Genomic DNA, 15,178 nt, shown 5'->3' with positions numbered 1-15,178 from the left:
GGCCGACGGCTCCGCGGCTTTGGCCGCCTCCTTGCGCCGGCGCGTGGCGGCAAGCCGCTCGTCGATCAAGGTCTCCGATGGCACGCCAGCAAGGCGCCGCCGCAGATAGTCGAGATCGCCGGCCAGTTCGGTGCGTACTGCCTGCGCTTCCCTCAATTCGCGGCGCACGGCGGCGATTCTTGCGTCGAGCGTGTCGATCTGTTGCGCGAGTGCATCGGCAATCTGCTGCAGCGATTCCTGTGAATAGCGCCGGCGGCCATCGTCGAGCGATTCAAGCGGGCGCTTGAGCATCTCGGTAATGCCGTGCAGCGAGAAGCCGAGCGCACGCAGCCGCAGGATGCGGGCGAATTGCTCGAGGTCGTGTTCGTCGTAGAGGCGGTAGCGGCCTTCGCTGCGCGTGGGCCTGACGAGGCCGCGTTCCTCGTAATACTTGAGCGTGCGCGGCGTGACGTTGAGCCGCTGGGCGGCGTCGCGCACCGTCAGCAGTGCGCTGGAATCCCTGGACATCGGCGGGCGGCCGCATGGCGGCGGTGGAGTGATGGCCGGATTATAGTCCAACGTGAACGTTCACGTACAGGTTACGGCGCTGGAGCAGCCGGATCAGAAATGACAAACGCCCGCGGATGCGGGCGTTTGCAGTACATCAAGGGTACAGGATGGGCGAGGCCTTAGCCGCCGCGACGCATCATGTCGAAGAACTCAGAGTTGTTCTTCGTCTGGCGAATCTTGTCGAGCAGGAATTCCATGGCCTCGACTTCGTCCATGTCGTGGATGAACTTGCGCAGCACCCAGATCTTCTGGAGGATGTCCGGCTTGATCAGCAGCTCTTCGCGGCGCGTGCCCGACTTGTTCAGGTTGATCGACGGATAGACGCGCTTTTCCGCGAGACGGCGCTCGAGGTGCACTTCCATGTTGCCGGTGCCCTTGAACTCTTCATAGATCACGTCGTCCATGCGGCTGCCGGTTTCGATCAGCGCGGTGCCGATGATGGTGAGCGAGCCGCCTTCCTCGATATTGCGCGCGGCGCCGAAGAAGCGCTTCGGGCGTTGCAGCGCGTTGGCGTCCACACCGCCGGTGAGCACCTTGCCGGATGCGGGCACAACCGTGTTGTACGCACGGGCGAGACGCGTGATGGAGTCGAGCAGAATCACGACGTCGTGCTTCATTTCGACAAGACGCTTGGCCTTCTCGATCACCATTTCGGCCACTTGCACGTGACGCGCGGCCGGTTCGTCGAAGGTCGAGGCGATCACTTCGCCTGCCACCGAGCGCTGCATTTCGGTCACTTCTTCCGGACGCTCGTCGATCAGCAGCACGAACAGGATCACGTCGGGGTGATTCTGCTTGATGGCGTGCGCGATGTGCTGAAGCATCACGGTCTTGCCCGACTTGGGCGAAGCGACCAGCAGGCCGCGCTGACCCTTGCCGATGGGCGCGATCATGTCGATGATGCGGCCCGTCACGTTCTCCTCGCCGCGCATTTCACGCTCGAGCAGCAGCACCTTGTTCGGGTGCAGCGGCGTGAGGTTCTCGAACATGATCTTGTGCTTCGAGGCCTCCGGCGGCTGGCCATTGACCTTGTCCACCTTCACGAGCGCAAAGTAGCGCTCGCCATCCTTCGGTGTGCGCACTTCGCCTTCGATCGTGTCGCCGGTGTGCAGATTGAAGCGGCGGATCTGCGACGGGCTGATATAGATATCGTCCGTGCTCGCGAGATACGAGGTTTCCGGCGAGCGCAGGAAACCGAAGCCGTCCGGCAGCACTTCAAGCGTGCCGTCGCCGAAGATCGTTTCGCCCGTCTTGGCGCGCTTTTTGAGAATCGCGAACATCAGTTCCTGCTTGCGCAGGCGGTTCGCACTTTCGATCTCGAGGCCATTGGCCATCTCGATCAATTCGGACACGTGCAGAGACTTGAGCTCGGAAAGATGCATACGGAGAACCCGTCGGGGAGGATGCGACGAAAAGAAGTCTGGGGGAAAAGAAGCGAGCGGAACCGCTCAAGGACTTTTGCTTGAAACTTGCTTGAAACTTATATAAGGGCGCCGGGTAGACGCTTTATAAATTCTAGCATAGCACACGCCAGAAGCCGCCAGTGGAGCCCTGTGGCAAGTTTTGGCATGTTTTTATGGTGCGTGTTGTCGGTGGACAACACGCACCTTTGATTCGCCCGCCCGTTCGCCCATTCGCGCGGCGGGGAGGAGGAACGCCTGGTTACAGGTGGCTATCCAGGAACGCGGTGAGCTGCGACTTCGAGAGCGCGCCGACCTTCTGCGCCGCAACGGCGCCATTCTTGAAGAGGATCAGCGTCGGGATGCCACGCACGCCGAACTTCACCGGCGTCGATTGATGCTCGTCAACGTTGATCTTCGCGATCTGGAGGCGATCGCCGTAGTCCTTCGCGACCTCGTCGAGAATCGGCGCGATCATCTTGCAGGGGCCGCACCATTCGGCCCAGAAGTCCAGCAGCACGGGCTTGTCGGATTTCACGACGTCCTGTTCGAACGATGCGTCGCTGATGTGCTTGATTTGTTCGCTCATTGTATGAATACCTCTTCACGATCGAGGCTGATTGAATTGCTCGCCACGATACACCAAAACTCAAAATATATCCGGGGGCCAAGGCCTCGCCAGGCGGGACCGGATGGGGTCGCCGGGATGCGGTCGCCGGGCCTGCCCAGGCAACAGTCGACGCCAGTGTAGCCTAAATCCCTATGCGTTGCCGACGGTGATAGTACGCATATCGGCAGCAGGGTTTCCCGGTATTTCAAGGCGTTCCCCAAACTTCACGATGCCGATATGGCGATGCGGGGGCGCATTTGCAAGAGGCGCACACGATGTGTCTGTCTTCATGTTTTACGCGTGCTCACCCCGGCCCATTCATCGTGGTGGACCAGGGCCGTTTGAAGACTTTTTGCGATGCGGCATTCGCAATGCCGCACAACCAATGTTAGAATGCGCCGTGACGGGCCTCCTCGCATGGAGGGGCGGTCAACCTGGTCAGGTCGGGAACGAAGCAGCCACAGCCGTTTTCCGCCAGTGCCGAGGGTCGGGCTCGTCACCTTCCTTTTTCTTCCGCGTCGTTTCTTCTCTCCCTCATCGTTTCTCCCCAAGTGCATGGCCTTTGCCGGATTTGGCTGAGTGCGCCGCTTTTAGCGTGTCGTTCGCACGCGGATCGCCTGCGGGGACGTGGGGCGCAGTACGCGCAAGCGCTCGTCCGGGCGGCCTCACGGCGATGCTGTGGCTGGGGTTCGGCGTGCCCGTCCAGAGGACGCGAGACGCGCTTCGAATCCATCTGGACGCACGGGCGTTGCTGATACAATTTCCGGATGACCTATCAAGTTCTCGCACGCAAGTGGCGACCGAAGGATTTCGCTTCGCTCGTCGGACAGGAGCACGTGGTGCGCGCGCTCACGCATGCGCTCGACGGCGGGCGTCTGCATCACGCGTACCTCTTCACGGGCACGCGCGGCGTGGGCAAGACGACGCTCTCGCGCATCTTCGCCAAGGCGCTCAATTGCGAGACCGGCGTGACGTCGAAGCCCTGCGGCGTGTGTCGTGCGTGCCGGGAAATCGACGAGGGCCGCTTCGTCGATTATGTCGAGATGGACGCGGCGAGCAATCGCGGCGTCGACGAAATGGCGGCGCTGCTCGAGCGCGCGGTCTATGCGCCAGTGGATGCGCGCTTCAAGGTCTATATGATCGACGAAGTGCACATGCTCACGAACCACGCCTTCAACGCGATGCTCAAGACGCTGGAGGAGCCGCCGCCGCACGTCAAGTTCATCCTCGCGACCACCGACCCGCAGAAGATTCCGGTCACGGTGCTTTCGCGCTGTCTGCAGTTCAACTTGAAGCAGATGCCGGCCGCCAATATCGTCGAGCATCTCACGCATATTCTTGGCGAAGAGAGGGTCGAGTTCGAACCGCAAGCGCTGCGCCTGCTCGCGCGCGCTGCGGACGGCTCGATGCGCGACGCCCTCTCGCTCACTGACCAGGCTATTGCCTATTCGGCCAATCAGGTCACGGAAGAAGCCGTGCGCGGCATGCTCGGCGCGCTTGACCAGAGCTACCTGATTCGCCTGATCGACGCCCTGGTCGCTGGCGATGGTGCACAGGTACTCGCGATCGCCGACGAAATGTCGCTGCGCAGCCTGTCGTTTTCCACCGCGCTGCAAGATCTCGCGAGCTTGTTCCACCGTGTGGCGTGGGCGCAATTCGCGCCGGCGTCGGTGCTCGACGAATGGCCCGAGGCCGACGATCTGCGCCGCTTCGCCGACGTGCTGAGCGCGGAGCAGGTGCAGCTTTTCTATCAGATCGCGACGCTCGGGCGCAGCGAGCTCGGTCTTGCGCCAGACGAGTACGCGGGCTTCACCATGACGCTGCTGCGCATGCTTGCGTTCGAGCCCTCGGTGGGAGCGGGCAGTGCGGGCGGCGCGCCGGTTTCGAGGCCGGCCGCGGCAGGCGCAGGTGTGCGCGTGGCTGCGCAGACGGCAGCACAGACTGCAACTTCGGCTGCGGGCGTTGCGTCCGCCGAGCGCGCTGTTGCTCAGCCGAAGGTTGCCGCGCCGGCCAAGCCGGTCGCACCGCGTGCCGAACAGGAACAAGCTGAAGGCGCGAGTACGCCGCTTCGTGCCGCTTTGACGGTAGACGCGAAGCAGGGCGCACCATCGCCGGTTGTCGACGACGGACATGCAGCGCCAGCAGACGTGGAACCGATCGCAGACACGGCTGCAGCGAATGTCGTGGAGGCCGCCCCCGTTGCACAAGAGCGCGTCGTGCCGCCTTGGGAAGACGAGGCCACAGCCGCGTCGGGCGACGATGCAAAGCCCGAAGCGCAAGCCGGCGTGCAAACCGCGCCGGCGCCTGCTGTTGCGCCTGTCGCCGCAGAGCCGGCCGCGCCCGAGTCACAGCCTGGCACGCATGAGGCGCCGGCCGTAGCCGCATCGTCGCGTAGCGGCGCGAGCGCTGCACTAGACGTGCTGCGCAGCAAGGGCATGCGCGTGTCCACCGAGCGCGGCTCCCGGCCCGCGGCCCAGGCTGCAACGCCCGCGGCGCCTCCGAAGAGCGCCGCGCCGCGCGCGGAGGTGAAGGTGCCAACACCCGACCCCGCGCGTCGCGCTGCGGCCGCGCAGGAAGCGCAGGCGCGTCGGCCCGCGCGGGAATCGAGTCCGCGTCAGGACGCATCGGGCGCGCCGCCCTGGGACGACATCCCGCCTGACGATTACGTGCCGCTCAGCGCCGACGATGCTTATTTCTCGGCACCTGACGATACCTTCGCGCCTGCGTACGACAGCGAGTCCGCCGCGCCGCGAGCGGCCGCGCCTGCTGCGACTGCGGCCGCAGTGGTCGATGTCAGCAAGCTGCCTGCGGGCATTCCGCTCGACACTATCGGTTTTGCGGGCGACTGGCCGGGGCTTGCCGCCACGCTGCCGCTCACGGGCATCTCGTATCAGCTTGCGTTCAACAGCGAACTCACCGCGCTCGAGGGCGGCGTGCTCAAGCTCAGCGTGCCGGTGCCGCAGTACGCCGACACCTCGCAGGTCGCCAAGCTCAAGACGGCGCTGGCCGAAACCCTCGGCAAGGCCGTGGAAGTCGACGTCACGGTCGGCCCCGCGCGCCGCACGGCGGCTGCGCTGGATGCCGCTGCGCGCGCCGAGCGCCAGCGCGACGCCGAGCGCGAGATCGGCGCCGATCCTTTCGTGCAGCAATTGATTCGCGACTTCGGCGCGAGCATCGTGCCGGGTTCGATCCGGCCGATCGCTCCGGAGGCCGCGACGGGCGGCAACCAGGCCGCCCATTGAATTGCGCGGCGCGGCGCCCCGGGCGTCGCGCGTGCGAACACATCATTTTTTACGAATCACACATGATCCAGAAGGAGCAGTGAAATGTTGAAAGGTCAACTCGCCGGGCTCATGAAGCAAGCGCAGCAGATGCAGGAAAACATGAAGAAGATGCAGGAGCAGCTTGCCCAGATCGAAGTCGAGGGTCAGGCAGGCGCCGGCCTGGTCAAGGTCACGATGACGTGCCGTAACGACGTGCGCCGTGTGTCGATCGATCCGAGCCTGCTCGCCGACGACAAGGACATGCTCGAAGACCTCGTCGCCGCCGCGTTCAACGACGCCGTGCGCAAGGCCGAAGCCACGTCGCAGGAAAAGATGGGCGGCATGACCGCGGGTCTGCCGCTGCCGCCGGGCTTCAAGATGCCGTTCTAACCCCAGGCGCGCCGCGCGGCCCGGTGGCTGCGCGCAGCCTGTGCGCGGTGGTTTTCCTGGCCGCCGCGCACGCTCATGCATTGCCACGCTGAATCCGCATGAAACAACCTTCCGCCCTGGCGGCGCTCGTCGAGGCGCTGCGCGTATTGCCCGGTGTCGGGCCGAAGTCGGCGCAGCGCATGGCTTATCACCTGATGCAGCACGACCGGGACGGCGCTGAAAAGCTCGGCCGCGCGCTGCTGTTCGCGACCGACCATCTGAAGCATTGCGAGAAGTGCAATACCTTCACCGAAGCTCAGATATGCGAAACGTGTCTCGACGATGAGCGCGACCCCACGCTCCTGTGCGTCGTGGAGACGCCCGCCGACCAGATCATGCTCGAGCAGACCATGACTTATCGCGGGCTGTATTTTGTGCTGATGGGCCATCTAAGTCCGCTGGACGGTATCGGTCCCAAGGAAATTCATTTCGACCGCCTCGTGAAGCGCGCCTCGGACGGCATCGTCAAGGAAGTTGTGCTCGCAACCAATTTCACCAACGAAGGCGAGGCAACCGCGCATTACCTCGGCCAGACGCTCAAGGCGCGAGGCCTCGCCGTCACGCGCCTCGCGCGTGGCGTGCCGGTGGGCGGCGAACTGGAATACGTCGACGCGGGCACCATTGCCCGCGCAATGCTCGACCGGCGCTCGATGTAGCGACGCGCCGGTTGCAGAACACAAGGAGTCTCATGAGGGCAGCCTCTTCCCCTGAATCCGCAGCGAAACCAGCCGGCCCGCTCGCAGGCGTGAAAGTGCTGGAGCTCGGCACGTTGATCGCAGGTCCGTTCGCCGCGCGCTTTCTTGGCGAATTCGGCGCCGAGGTCATCAAGATCGAGGACCCGAAGGGCGGCGACCCGCTGCGCAAGTGGCGCAAGCTCTATCCCGAAGTGGGCGGCACCTCGCTCTGGTGGGCGGTGCAGGCACGCAACAAGAAGTCGGTGACGATCAATCTCAAGGCCGAGGAAGGCAAGGAGATCGTGCGCCGGCTCGCAAAAGAAGCCGATATCGTCGTCGAGAACTTCCGGCCTGGCCTGCTCGAAAAGCTCGGTCTCGGCTACGACGTGCTCTCGAAGGAGAACCCCGGTCTCGTGATGGTGCGGCTCTCGGGTTATGGCCAGACCGGCCCGTATCGGGACCGTCCTGGATTCGGCGCGATTGCCGAGTCGATGGGCGGGCTGCGCCACATCACCGGCTATCCCGAGTTGCCGCCGCCGCGCATCGGCATTTCGATCGGCGACTCGATCGCGGCGCTGCACGGCGTGATCGGCGCAATGATGGCGCTTCATCATCGCAACGTGAACGGCGGCAGCGGCCAGATCGTGGACGTCGCGCTCTACGAGGCCGTATTCAACATGATGGAGAGCGTGGTGCCCGAGTACGGCGTGTACGGCATTGTGCGCGAGCGCACTGGCGCCTCGCTGCCGGGCATCGTGCCGTCGAACACCTATCCGTGCCGTGATGGCAGCATCGTGATCGGCGGCAACAGCGATCCGATCTTCAAGCGTCTCATGACGGCGATCGATCGCGACGACCTCGCCAACGATGCCGGCCTTGCGCACAACGACGGCCGTGTGCCGCGCACTGCGGAGATCGACGGCGCGATTGCAGAGTGGCTCGCGGCGCGCACCATCGACGAAGCGCTCGACGTGCTCAACGCTGCTGACGTGCCTGTGGGCCGCATCTACACGGTGGCTGACATGTTCGCCGATCCGCAGTTCGCCGCGCGCCAGATGATCCAGCAGTTCCGCTGGCAGAAGAAGGACGCGCAGGGGGGCGAGGGCGTCGATATCGCGCTGCCGGCGGTCACGCCCAAGCTCTCGGAGACACCGGGCGACACGCGCTGGCTCGGCCCCGAACTGGGTGAGCACACCGACGAAGTTTTGCGCTCGCTCGGTTATGACGCGGAGCGCATCGCACAGTTGCACGCGCAACAAATCGTCTAGCAGCGCGGTGACCGGGCCGGAAACCCAAAAAGGCTCGCGCGCTGCGAGCCTTTTTTATTCCTGCCGGGGTAACGCGCCGCGTGCCGCTCAGGGCTCGATCACGATCTTGCCCGTCACCTTGCGCGAGGCCATGTCCTTGAGTGCCTGCGCGGTGTCGGCGAGCGCATAACGCTTCGAGACATAGGGCTTGAGCTTGCCTTCGCCGATCCAGCCCACCATCTGCGCGAAGGCCGCTGCATTGCGCTGCGGCTCGCGGCGCGCAAAATCGCCCCAGAACACGCCGACGATGCTCGCACCCTTGAGCAGCGTGAGGTTCAGCGGCAGCTTCGGAATTTCGCCGTTGGCGAAGCCGACCACGAGATAGCGCCCGCGCCAGCCGATGCTGCGAAATGCCGGTTCGGCATAGACGCCGCCGACCGGGTCGTAGATCACGTCAGGACCCTTGCCGTCGGTGAGCGCCTTGATGCGCTCGCGCAGGTCCTCGGTGCTGTAGTTGATGGTGGCGTCGGCGCCGAAGCGGCGGCAGACCTCGAGCTTTTCGTCGCTCGATGCGGCGGCGATCACGCGCGCCCCCAGCGCCTTGCCGATCTCCACCGCAGCCAGGCCTACACCGCCGGCCGCGCCGAGCACGAGCATCGTTTCGTCGGCGCGCAGCGCGGCGCGGTCGACCACAGCGTGATGCGAAGTGCCGTAGGCGAGCGTGAAGGCAGCCGCAGTGGCGAAATCGGCGCCTTCAGGCAGTGGCACGCAGGCGGCGGCATCGGCAAGCACCTGCTCCGCGAACCCGCCGTTGCCGACATAGGCGACCACGCGCATGCCGGGTGCGAGCGTCACGCCCTCGCCGACGGCGCGCACGATGCCGGCGACTTCGGCGCCGGGCGTGAAGGGCAGCGGGGGCTTGACCTGATATTTGTTCTCGATGATCAGGACGTCCGGGAAATTGACGGCGGCCGCTTTCACGTCGATCACGACCTGGCCCGCGCCTGGCACGAGTTCAGGCAGGTCTTCGAGGGTGAGCGTTTCGGGCGGGCCGTACTGGTTGCAGCGGATTGCGCGCATCGTATCTCCTGTCTTCTGCCGTTCTGGCGGGGCTGTCATGGATAAGGCTCAGCGCCACAGTGTACGGTAATCCTGGTGAATGCGAACGACCGTGCATTTATTTCTTGGGTCGGGTGATCGATCCGGTCCGTGCGCGGATAGAAAAGACCGCGCAACGGGCGCGAGAAGCGGGAGAAAAGCGAAGCGCGCAAGATTCCCTGCACGCGTTGGAATGCGCCACGAATTAGCCCCTGCGCAACGGCGTGGCGCACACCGGCCTGTCGTTCGCCTGCCTTCTTTCCTCGGTTACAATCGGCGGATGCGAATCCTGATCAGCAACGACGACGGTTATCTCGCCCCCGGCCTTGCCGCGCTCTACGAAGCGCTCAAGCCGCTCGGCGAGGTTACGGTAATGGCGCCCGAGCAGAACTGCAGCGCCGCTTCCAACTCGCTCACGCTGTGGCGCCCGCTTTCGGTGCTGCGCTCCGCGACTACGGGCTTCTATTACGTGAACGGCACGCCCACCGACTCCGTGCATATCGCGCTCACGGGCATGCTCGATCACAAGCCCGACTTGGTGGTGTCCGGTATCAACAACGGCCAGAACATGGGCGAGGACACGCTGTATTCGGGCACGGTGGCGGCCGCCACCGAAGGCATCATGTTCGGCATGCCGGCCATTGCGTTCTCGCTCGTCGACAAAGATTGGGCGCACCTCGACTCCGCCGCGCGCGTGGCGGCCGAAATCGTCGAGCATTATCTGGCGAATCCGCTGCCGGGCAGTCCGCTGCTCAACGTCAACATCCCCAATTTGCCATACGACGAACTCGGCGAATGGCGTGTCACGCGTCTGGGCAAACGCCATCCATCGCAGCCTGTGATCCGCCAGACCAATCCGCGCGGCGAACCGATCTACTGGATCGGCCCCTCGGGCAGCGCGCGCGACGCGAGCGAGGGCACGGACTTTCATGCGGTGTCGCACGGTCACGTGTCGATTACGCCGCTGCAACTCGACCTTACACACACGCAGATGTTGCCGGCGACGCACGATTGGGTGCGTCAGGGTGGCAGCGCTTCATGACGGGCGAGCGCACGAAGCGTTTCCCGCTCGGTCTCGCGGATCTCGTGCGCGAGCCGCGGCGTCATGACGGCCAGGATCGTCACGATGGGCGGCCGGGCGAGGCGCGTGCGCCGCTCGGGCGAACGAGCCGGCCAGGCGGCGTATCGAAGCAGGCAGTCAATCCGGTGGCCAAAGCCGCGCCTGCGAAAAGTGCCGGCGTCAAGGGCTTGGCGGGCGTGAAGAGCGCGCCTGGTTCGTCATCCACCGCGCACGCCATTCAACCCGCAAAAGCGCCCGGAGCATTGCATGCGGCAGCGTCGCCTGCGCGCAAGTCCGAGGTGCGCCGCAGCGAGCAGGCGCAGCGCCCCGCGGCGTTCTTTTCTGCGACTACATCCGCGGCCAGGAGCGCACAGGCACGGCCGGCAGCCAACGCGCGCCCGGGTGCGGCGCCCAGCTCGGGGGCGCCAGGTGTCGCGCTCAATGGCGCACACGCGCTGACTTCGGAACGGGTTCGCGAACGCATGGTCGAACGCCTGCGTGCGAATGGCATTGCCGACCCGCGTGTGCTCCAGGCAATTGCGGGTGTGCCGCGCCACATGTTCGTCGACCCCGGCCTCGCGACCCAAGCCTACGAAGATGCGGCTTTGCCGATTGGCCATCACCAGACCATTTCGAAGCCCTCGGTAGTCGCCCGCATGCTCGAACTCGCGGGCGCGGGCCGCAACCTCGAGCGCGTGCTCGAAATCGGCACCGGCTGCGGCTATCAGGCCGCGGTGCTGAGCCGGATTGCACGCGATGTGTATTCGATTGAACGCGTCAAGCCGTTATACGAACGCGCAAAAACGAACCTGCGCCCGTTGCGCATCCCGAACATCCGCTTGCACTACGGCGACGGAAGGCTCGGTTTGCCGTCGGCGGGGCCGTTCGACGCGATCGTGATCGCCGCCGCCGGCTTCGAGGTGCCGCAGGCGCTGCTCGAACAACTCGCCATTGGCGGACGGCTCGTCGCGCCTGTCGCGGAGCAGGGCGAGACGACCCAGGTGCTCACGCTCGTCGAGCGTACGGGGCCTGCGCAGTGGCGGGAGTCGCGGCTTGATCGCGTTTTCTTTGTCCCTTTAAAATCCGGAGTGATTTGAAACCGATGAGTATGTTGCGCGCGATGCAAAGAAAACGCTTGAATATCGACCTGACCGCGGCCCGTAACGGTGCTTCGGTCATCGCGCTCTGCCTGCTGACGGCTTGCGCGACGCGCCTCGACAACGCACCTGTCGTTGACCGCACCGCGCCGCTCGGGACGGCGGGCGCACAGCCGGCGGTGCCGCTCGGGCCGCCTCCTCCGGGATACTACCGGGTGAAGCCGGGCGACACTCTCTATAGGATTGCGCTCGAAAACGGTCAGAACTACCGCGACGTTGCTACGTGGAACAATCTCACCAACCCGAACCAGATCGAGGTGGATCAATTGCTGCGCGTCGCGCCGCCGAATGGTGCGAGCAGCGCGCCGGGTGCCGTCGCTGCGCCGGCGCCGGGCGCACAGCCGGGCTCGTCTGCGATGCCGCCGATGTACGGTTCGGGCGTGGGCGCGCCGCCGCCCGTTGCTGCTGTGCCCCCGCAGGCAAGCGGTGGCGACATGGCCGCGGCGCCCGGCAGCGTGTCGCTTGCGTGGCCGGTGCGTGGCCCGGTGCTCAACAGCTTCGACGATGCGAAGAACAAGGGCATCAATATCGGCGGTTCGGCTGGAGAGTCGATCAAGGCTGCCGGGGACGGCCGAGTGGTTTATGCCGGAAATGGGCTGCGCGGTTACGGCAATCTCATTATCATCAAGCATGACGCGACGTTTTTGACAGCGTACGCACACAACCGGGCTTTGATGGTAAAAGAAGGAGATGCGGTCACGAAGGGTCAGAAAATTGCCGAGATGGGTAATACCGATTCGGACCGCGTGATGCTGCATTTCGAAGTACGCCGTCAGGGCAAGCCCGTCGACCCTATGAAGTACTTGCCGCCGCAATAAAGCGAGCCGAATATGCCGAAATCGAAGCGCCGTCTGCAGCAGTCCGAGTCTGACAGTCAAGCCGCCCAGGTTTCGGTGGAGGACGGCGCTCGGCAGGGCGACGACGAAGAACTCGAGAACACACGCGAGCTCGACGAGCGCGAGTCCGGCTCTGAAGAGGGCGGCCGCGAGAGTGAAGAAGTAGCGGAAGCGCCGCCCGATGCGGACGACTTTCGCGCGATGCTGCAGGCCGAACTCACGGCCGACACCATCCAGCATTATCTGAACCGGATCAGTGTGAAGCCGCTGCTCACCGTCGAGGAAGAGCAGCGCTACTCGCGTCTTGCCAAGGCCGGCGAATTCGAGGCTCGACAGGTCATGATCGAGCGCAATCTGCGTCTCGTCGTCAGCATTGCGAAGGGCTATCTGAACCGTGGCGTGCCGCTGCTCGACTTGATCGAAGAGGGCAACCTCGGCCTGATGCACGCGATCGAGAAGTTCGATCCGACGCGCGGCTTCCGCTTTTCGACTTACGCCACCTGGTGGATCCGCCAGAGCATCGAGCGCGCGATCATGAACCAGGCGCGCACGGTGCGCCTGCCGGTGCATGTGATTCGCGAGCTCAATCAGGTGCTACGCGCGAAGCGCCATCTGGAGAAGAATTCGCTGAACGCCGATTCGGCGTCCGACCGGCGCGACGCGAGCATCGACGACATCGCCTATCTCACGGGCAAGACCACCGAGGAAGTCACCGACATCCTCGCGCTCAACGAACACACCGCTTCGCTCGATGCGCCGCTCGACCTGGATCCGGCAAGCAGCCTGCTCGATCTGCTCTCGGACGACCAGAGCCAGTCGCCCGACGCTGAGGTGCAGCATCGCGAGCTCGAGACGCTCACGCGCGCCTGGCTCGGCCGGCTCTCGGACAAGCATCGCCATGTCATCGAGCGGCGCTTTGGACTGAACCATATCGAGCCCGCCACGCTCGAAGAGCTGGCCGACGAAATGGGCCTCACCCGCGAGCGTGTGCGGCAAATCCAGCAAGAAGCGCTGGTGCGCCTCAAGCGCTTTTTCGCTTCGAACGGCGTGCGCAAGGACGCTGTTCTATAAAGTCTCGCAGTCCACCTCGCAGTTAACCCGAATGACAGTTCCTGTACTTGTATTCGACATCGAGACGATTCCCGATGTCGACGGCATTCGCCGCCTCGAAGATCTGCCCGCTTCGCTCACCGACGCCGAAGTGGCCGAGCACGCGTTCGCCGCGCGCCGCGAGAAAACCGGCAGCGATTTCCTGCCGCATCATCTGCAGCGCGTGGCCGCGATTTCGTGCGTGTTCCGCGACGGCCAGGGCTTTCGCGTGCGCTCGCTCGGTACGCCCGAAGACGGCGAAGCAAAGCTGATCGATTCGTTCTATCGCACCATCGAAAAGTACACGCCGCAACTCGTGTCGTGGAACGGCGGCGGCTTCGACCTGCCGGTGCTGCACTATCGGGCACTGGTGCACGGCATCCGCGCGGTGCGCTACTGGGAAATGGGCGAAGAAGACCGCGACTTCAAGTGGAACAACTACATCAGCCGCTACCACTCACGTCACACTGACCTGATGGACCTGCTCGCTCTGTATCAGCCGCGCGCCAACGCGCCGCTCGATGCGCTTGCGAAACTGTGCGGCTTTCCGGGCAAGCTCGGGATGGACGGCGGCCAGGTGTGGACGTTGTTTCAGCAGGGGCGCATCGAGGAAATCCGCAACTACTGCGAGACCGACGTGGTCAACACGTATTTGCTCTATTGCCGCTTCCAGATGATGCGCGGCGGCTTCACCGAGCGCGAATACGACGACGAAATCCTGTTCGTGAAGCAATCGCTCGCGGCCGAGCCCGCGGCGCACTGGCAGGAATATCTGGAAGCGTTCGGCCAGTGAGCGCCGGGGCCTGGGGGGTCTACCTGGTCGGCCCACTGGGTCAGTCCAGCTCGAGCACGATGGGCTGATGATCGGATGCTTCGATGGCGCCGTCGATCTCACAGTGCTTTAGGCGCCCGCGCAAATCCTCGGTGACGAACACGAAGTCGCAGGCGAGCGGCCCGTCGGACCATTGCACGGTGTCGAAGACGCCCGCTGTGGGCGGTGGCGTCGCGCCGGGATGCAGCGACATCCAGGCATCGACGAATGCCGGACTGCCGGCAAGCGGCTCAAGCATGCGTGTGTAAGCGGCGCTGCCGAAAGCGCTGTTGAAATCTCCACAGACAATTGCACTCACTGGTCGCGCGGTACGAGCGAACGGTCCTGCGGCGTTTTCGGCGGGGGCGGGGTGTGCCGCGTGGGCGGCGGCTTCCTGCTGCAGTTGCCGAAGCGCATCGACCTGTGCAAGCCGCTGGCGCGTGGAATAGAACTCCAGATGTGTCACGAGCACGCGCAATGCGCCGCCTGACGACGTAGCGCCGGACACATCGAGCACCGCTTCGAGCGCGACGCGCTGCATCGACGGCGCGGCAGGATCGGCGGGCCAGGGCAGCAGATGGCGGAACACCTGGGCGACGGGCAGGCGTGTGGCGATCGCATTGCCGAACTGCCGGCGCGGTGCGGGCCCCGTGCCTGGCGCAGTGGCCGGAATGACGCTCAAATCGGCACTCAGATCGGCACCGATTGCCTCGATTACTGTGAAGCCGGGTAGAAGCGTTGCCAGTTCGGCGAATTGATCGTTGCCAGGACCGCCGGGCAGCGCGTGAAAGCCTCGCGTGATTTCCTGCAGACACAGGATGTCGAAGTCGGCGAGGCGGCGGGCTTCGCGCACCGTGCGCGCGAGATCCACGACGCCTGATGCGTCGCGCCCCCACTGCACGTTCCAGCTAACGAGTTTCATGACCGGCTCCGGTTCACGCATCATTGAATGGCC

General features: G+C 64.6%; 13 protein-coding genes, 1 other RNA gene and 1 pseudogene. 10 read left to right on the top strand and 5 right to left on the bottom strand.

The genetic code is table 11. From position 1 onward, the window contains the following. Nucleotides 1-27: 27 nt before the first annotated feature. The 3 genes and pseudogenes from P5W99_RS08215 to trxA form a co-directional block, all read right to left on the bottom strand. Nucleotides 28-507: pseudogene (locus P5W99_RS08215) on the bottom strand (MerR family transcriptional regulator); the annotation flags it as partial. A 161-nt stretch (nt 508-668) separates the two neighbouring features. Further along, the gene (gene rho / locus P5W99_RS08210) at nt 669-1,931 is read right to left on the bottom strand and encodes a transcription termination factor Rho (protein ID WP_027797263.1); all 1,263 of its coding nucleotides are present in this window, start codon (nt 1,929-1,931) and stop codon (nt 669-671) included. Between the two features lie 280 nt (nt 1,932-2,211). Then, nucleotides 2,212-2,538: a thioredoxin TrxA gene (gene trxA / locus P5W99_RS08205; protein ID WP_027797264.1), complete on the bottom strand. Its 327-nt coding sequence runs from the start codon at nt 2,536-2,538 to the stop codon at nt 2,212-2,214. Between the two features lie 423 nt (nt 2,539-2,961). On the opposite strand from trxA, the gene ffs reads away from it, so the two are divergent. The 5 genes from ffs to P5W99_RS08180 all read left to right on the top strand — a co-directional run bounded on the left by ffs (nt 2,962) and on the right by P5W99_RS08180 (nt 8,193). After that, an RNA gene (gene ffs / locus P5W99_RS08200) (signal recognition particle sRNA small type) lies at nt 2,962-3,060 on the top strand. A gap of 266 nt (nt 3,061-3,326) precedes the next feature. Then, nucleotides 3,327-5,801: a DNA polymerase III subunit gamma/tau gene (locus P5W99_RS08195; protein WP_434660212.1), complete on the top strand. Its 2,475-nt coding sequence runs from the start codon at nt 3,327-3,329 to the stop codon at nt 5,799-5,801. 84 nt (nt 5,802-5,885) lie between these two features. Further along, nucleotides 5,886-6,212 (top strand): YbaB/EbfC family nucleoid-associated protein, encoded by a 327-nt coding sequence (locus tag P5W99_RS08190; protein ID WP_028204938.1) that lies wholly within the window; start codon nt 5,886-5,888, stop codon nt 6,210-6,212. 98 nt (nt 6,213-6,310) lie between these two features. Continuing rightward, nucleotides 6,311-6,907 carry a recombination mediator RecR gene (gene recR / locus P5W99_RS08185; RefSeq protein ID WP_421079536.1) on the top strand — a complete coding sequence of 199 codons (597 nt, stop codon included), beginning with the start codon at nt 6,311-6,313 and terminating at the stop codon, nt 6,905-6,907. Between the two features lie 32 nt (nt 6,908-6,939). After that, the gene (locus tag P5W99_RS08180; RefSeq protein WP_434660210.1) at nt 6,940-8,193 is read left to right on the top strand and encodes a CaiB/BaiF CoA transferase family protein; all 1,254 of its coding nucleotides are present in this window, start codon (nt 6,940-6,942) and stop codon (nt 8,191-8,193) included. Between the two features lie 87 nt (nt 8,194-8,280). Here the strand turns inward: P5W99_RS08180 and P5W99_RS08175 are convergent, their stop codons facing one another. Continuing rightward, nucleotides 8,281-9,252 (bottom strand): NADPH:quinone oxidoreductase family protein, encoded by a 972-nt coding sequence (locus P5W99_RS08175; protein WP_421024063.1) that lies wholly within the window; start codon nt 9,250-9,252, stop codon nt 8,281-8,283. 298 nt (nt 9,253-9,550) lie between these two features. On the opposite strand from P5W99_RS08175, the gene surE reads away from it, so the two are divergent. The 5 genes from surE to P5W99_RS08150 are packed head-to-tail and all read left to right on the top strand — an operon-like array spanning nt 9,551 to nt 14,205. Beyond that, entirely contained in the window at nt 9,551-10,312 is a 762-nt protein-coding gene (gene surE / locus P5W99_RS08170) for a 5'/3'-nucleotidase SurE (protein WP_421024062.1), read from the top strand. Beyond that, a complete protein-coding gene (locus P5W99_RS08165) occupies nt 10,309-11,427 on the top strand; it encodes a protein-L-isoaspartate(D-aspartate) O-methyltransferase (protein WP_421024061.1) in 1,119 nt (372 codons plus the stop codon). The genes surE and P5W99_RS08165 overlap by 4 nt, the downstream gene beginning before the upstream one ends. Nucleotides 11,428-11,432: 5 nt before the next feature. After that, nucleotides 11,433-12,305, top strand: a complete 873-nt coding sequence (locus P5W99_RS08160) for a peptidoglycan DD-metalloendopeptidase family protein (RefSeq protein ID WP_421024060.1) — start codon at nt 11,433-11,435, stop codon at nt 12,303-12,305. Between the two features lie 12 nt (nt 12,306-12,317). Further along, complete coding sequence (rpoS, locus tag P5W99_RS08155) at nt 12,318-13,394, top strand: RNA polymerase sigma factor RpoS (RefSeq protein WP_421024059.1); 1,077 nt, start codon at nt 12,318-12,320, stop codon at nt 13,392-13,394. 31 nt (nt 13,395-13,425) lie between these two features. Beyond that, nucleotides 13,426-14,205 carry a 3'-5' exonuclease gene (locus P5W99_RS08150; protein WP_434660207.1) on the top strand — a complete coding sequence of 260 codons (780 nt, stop codon included), beginning with the start codon at nt 13,426-13,428 and terminating at the stop codon, nt 14,203-14,205. 40 nt (nt 14,206-14,245) lie between these two features. On the opposite strand, the gene P5W99_RS08145 is transcribed toward P5W99_RS08150, so the two are convergent. Continuing rightward, a complete protein-coding gene (locus P5W99_RS08145; protein ID WP_421024057.1) occupies nt 14,246-15,145 on the bottom strand; it encodes an endonuclease/exonuclease/phosphatase family protein in 900 nt (299 codons plus the stop codon). Between the last annotated feature and the right edge of the window lie 33 nt (nt 15,146-15,178).

The sequence above is a fragment of the Paraburkholderia sp. A3BS-1L genome, assembly GCF_051125215.1.
Classification (GTDB): Bacteria; Pseudomonadota; Gammaproteobacteria; order Burkholderiales; family Burkholderiaceae; genus Paraburkholderia.
The sequence above is the reverse complement of the archived record's forward strand: the minus strand, read 5'-3'. Positions and strand labels throughout refer to the sequence as shown.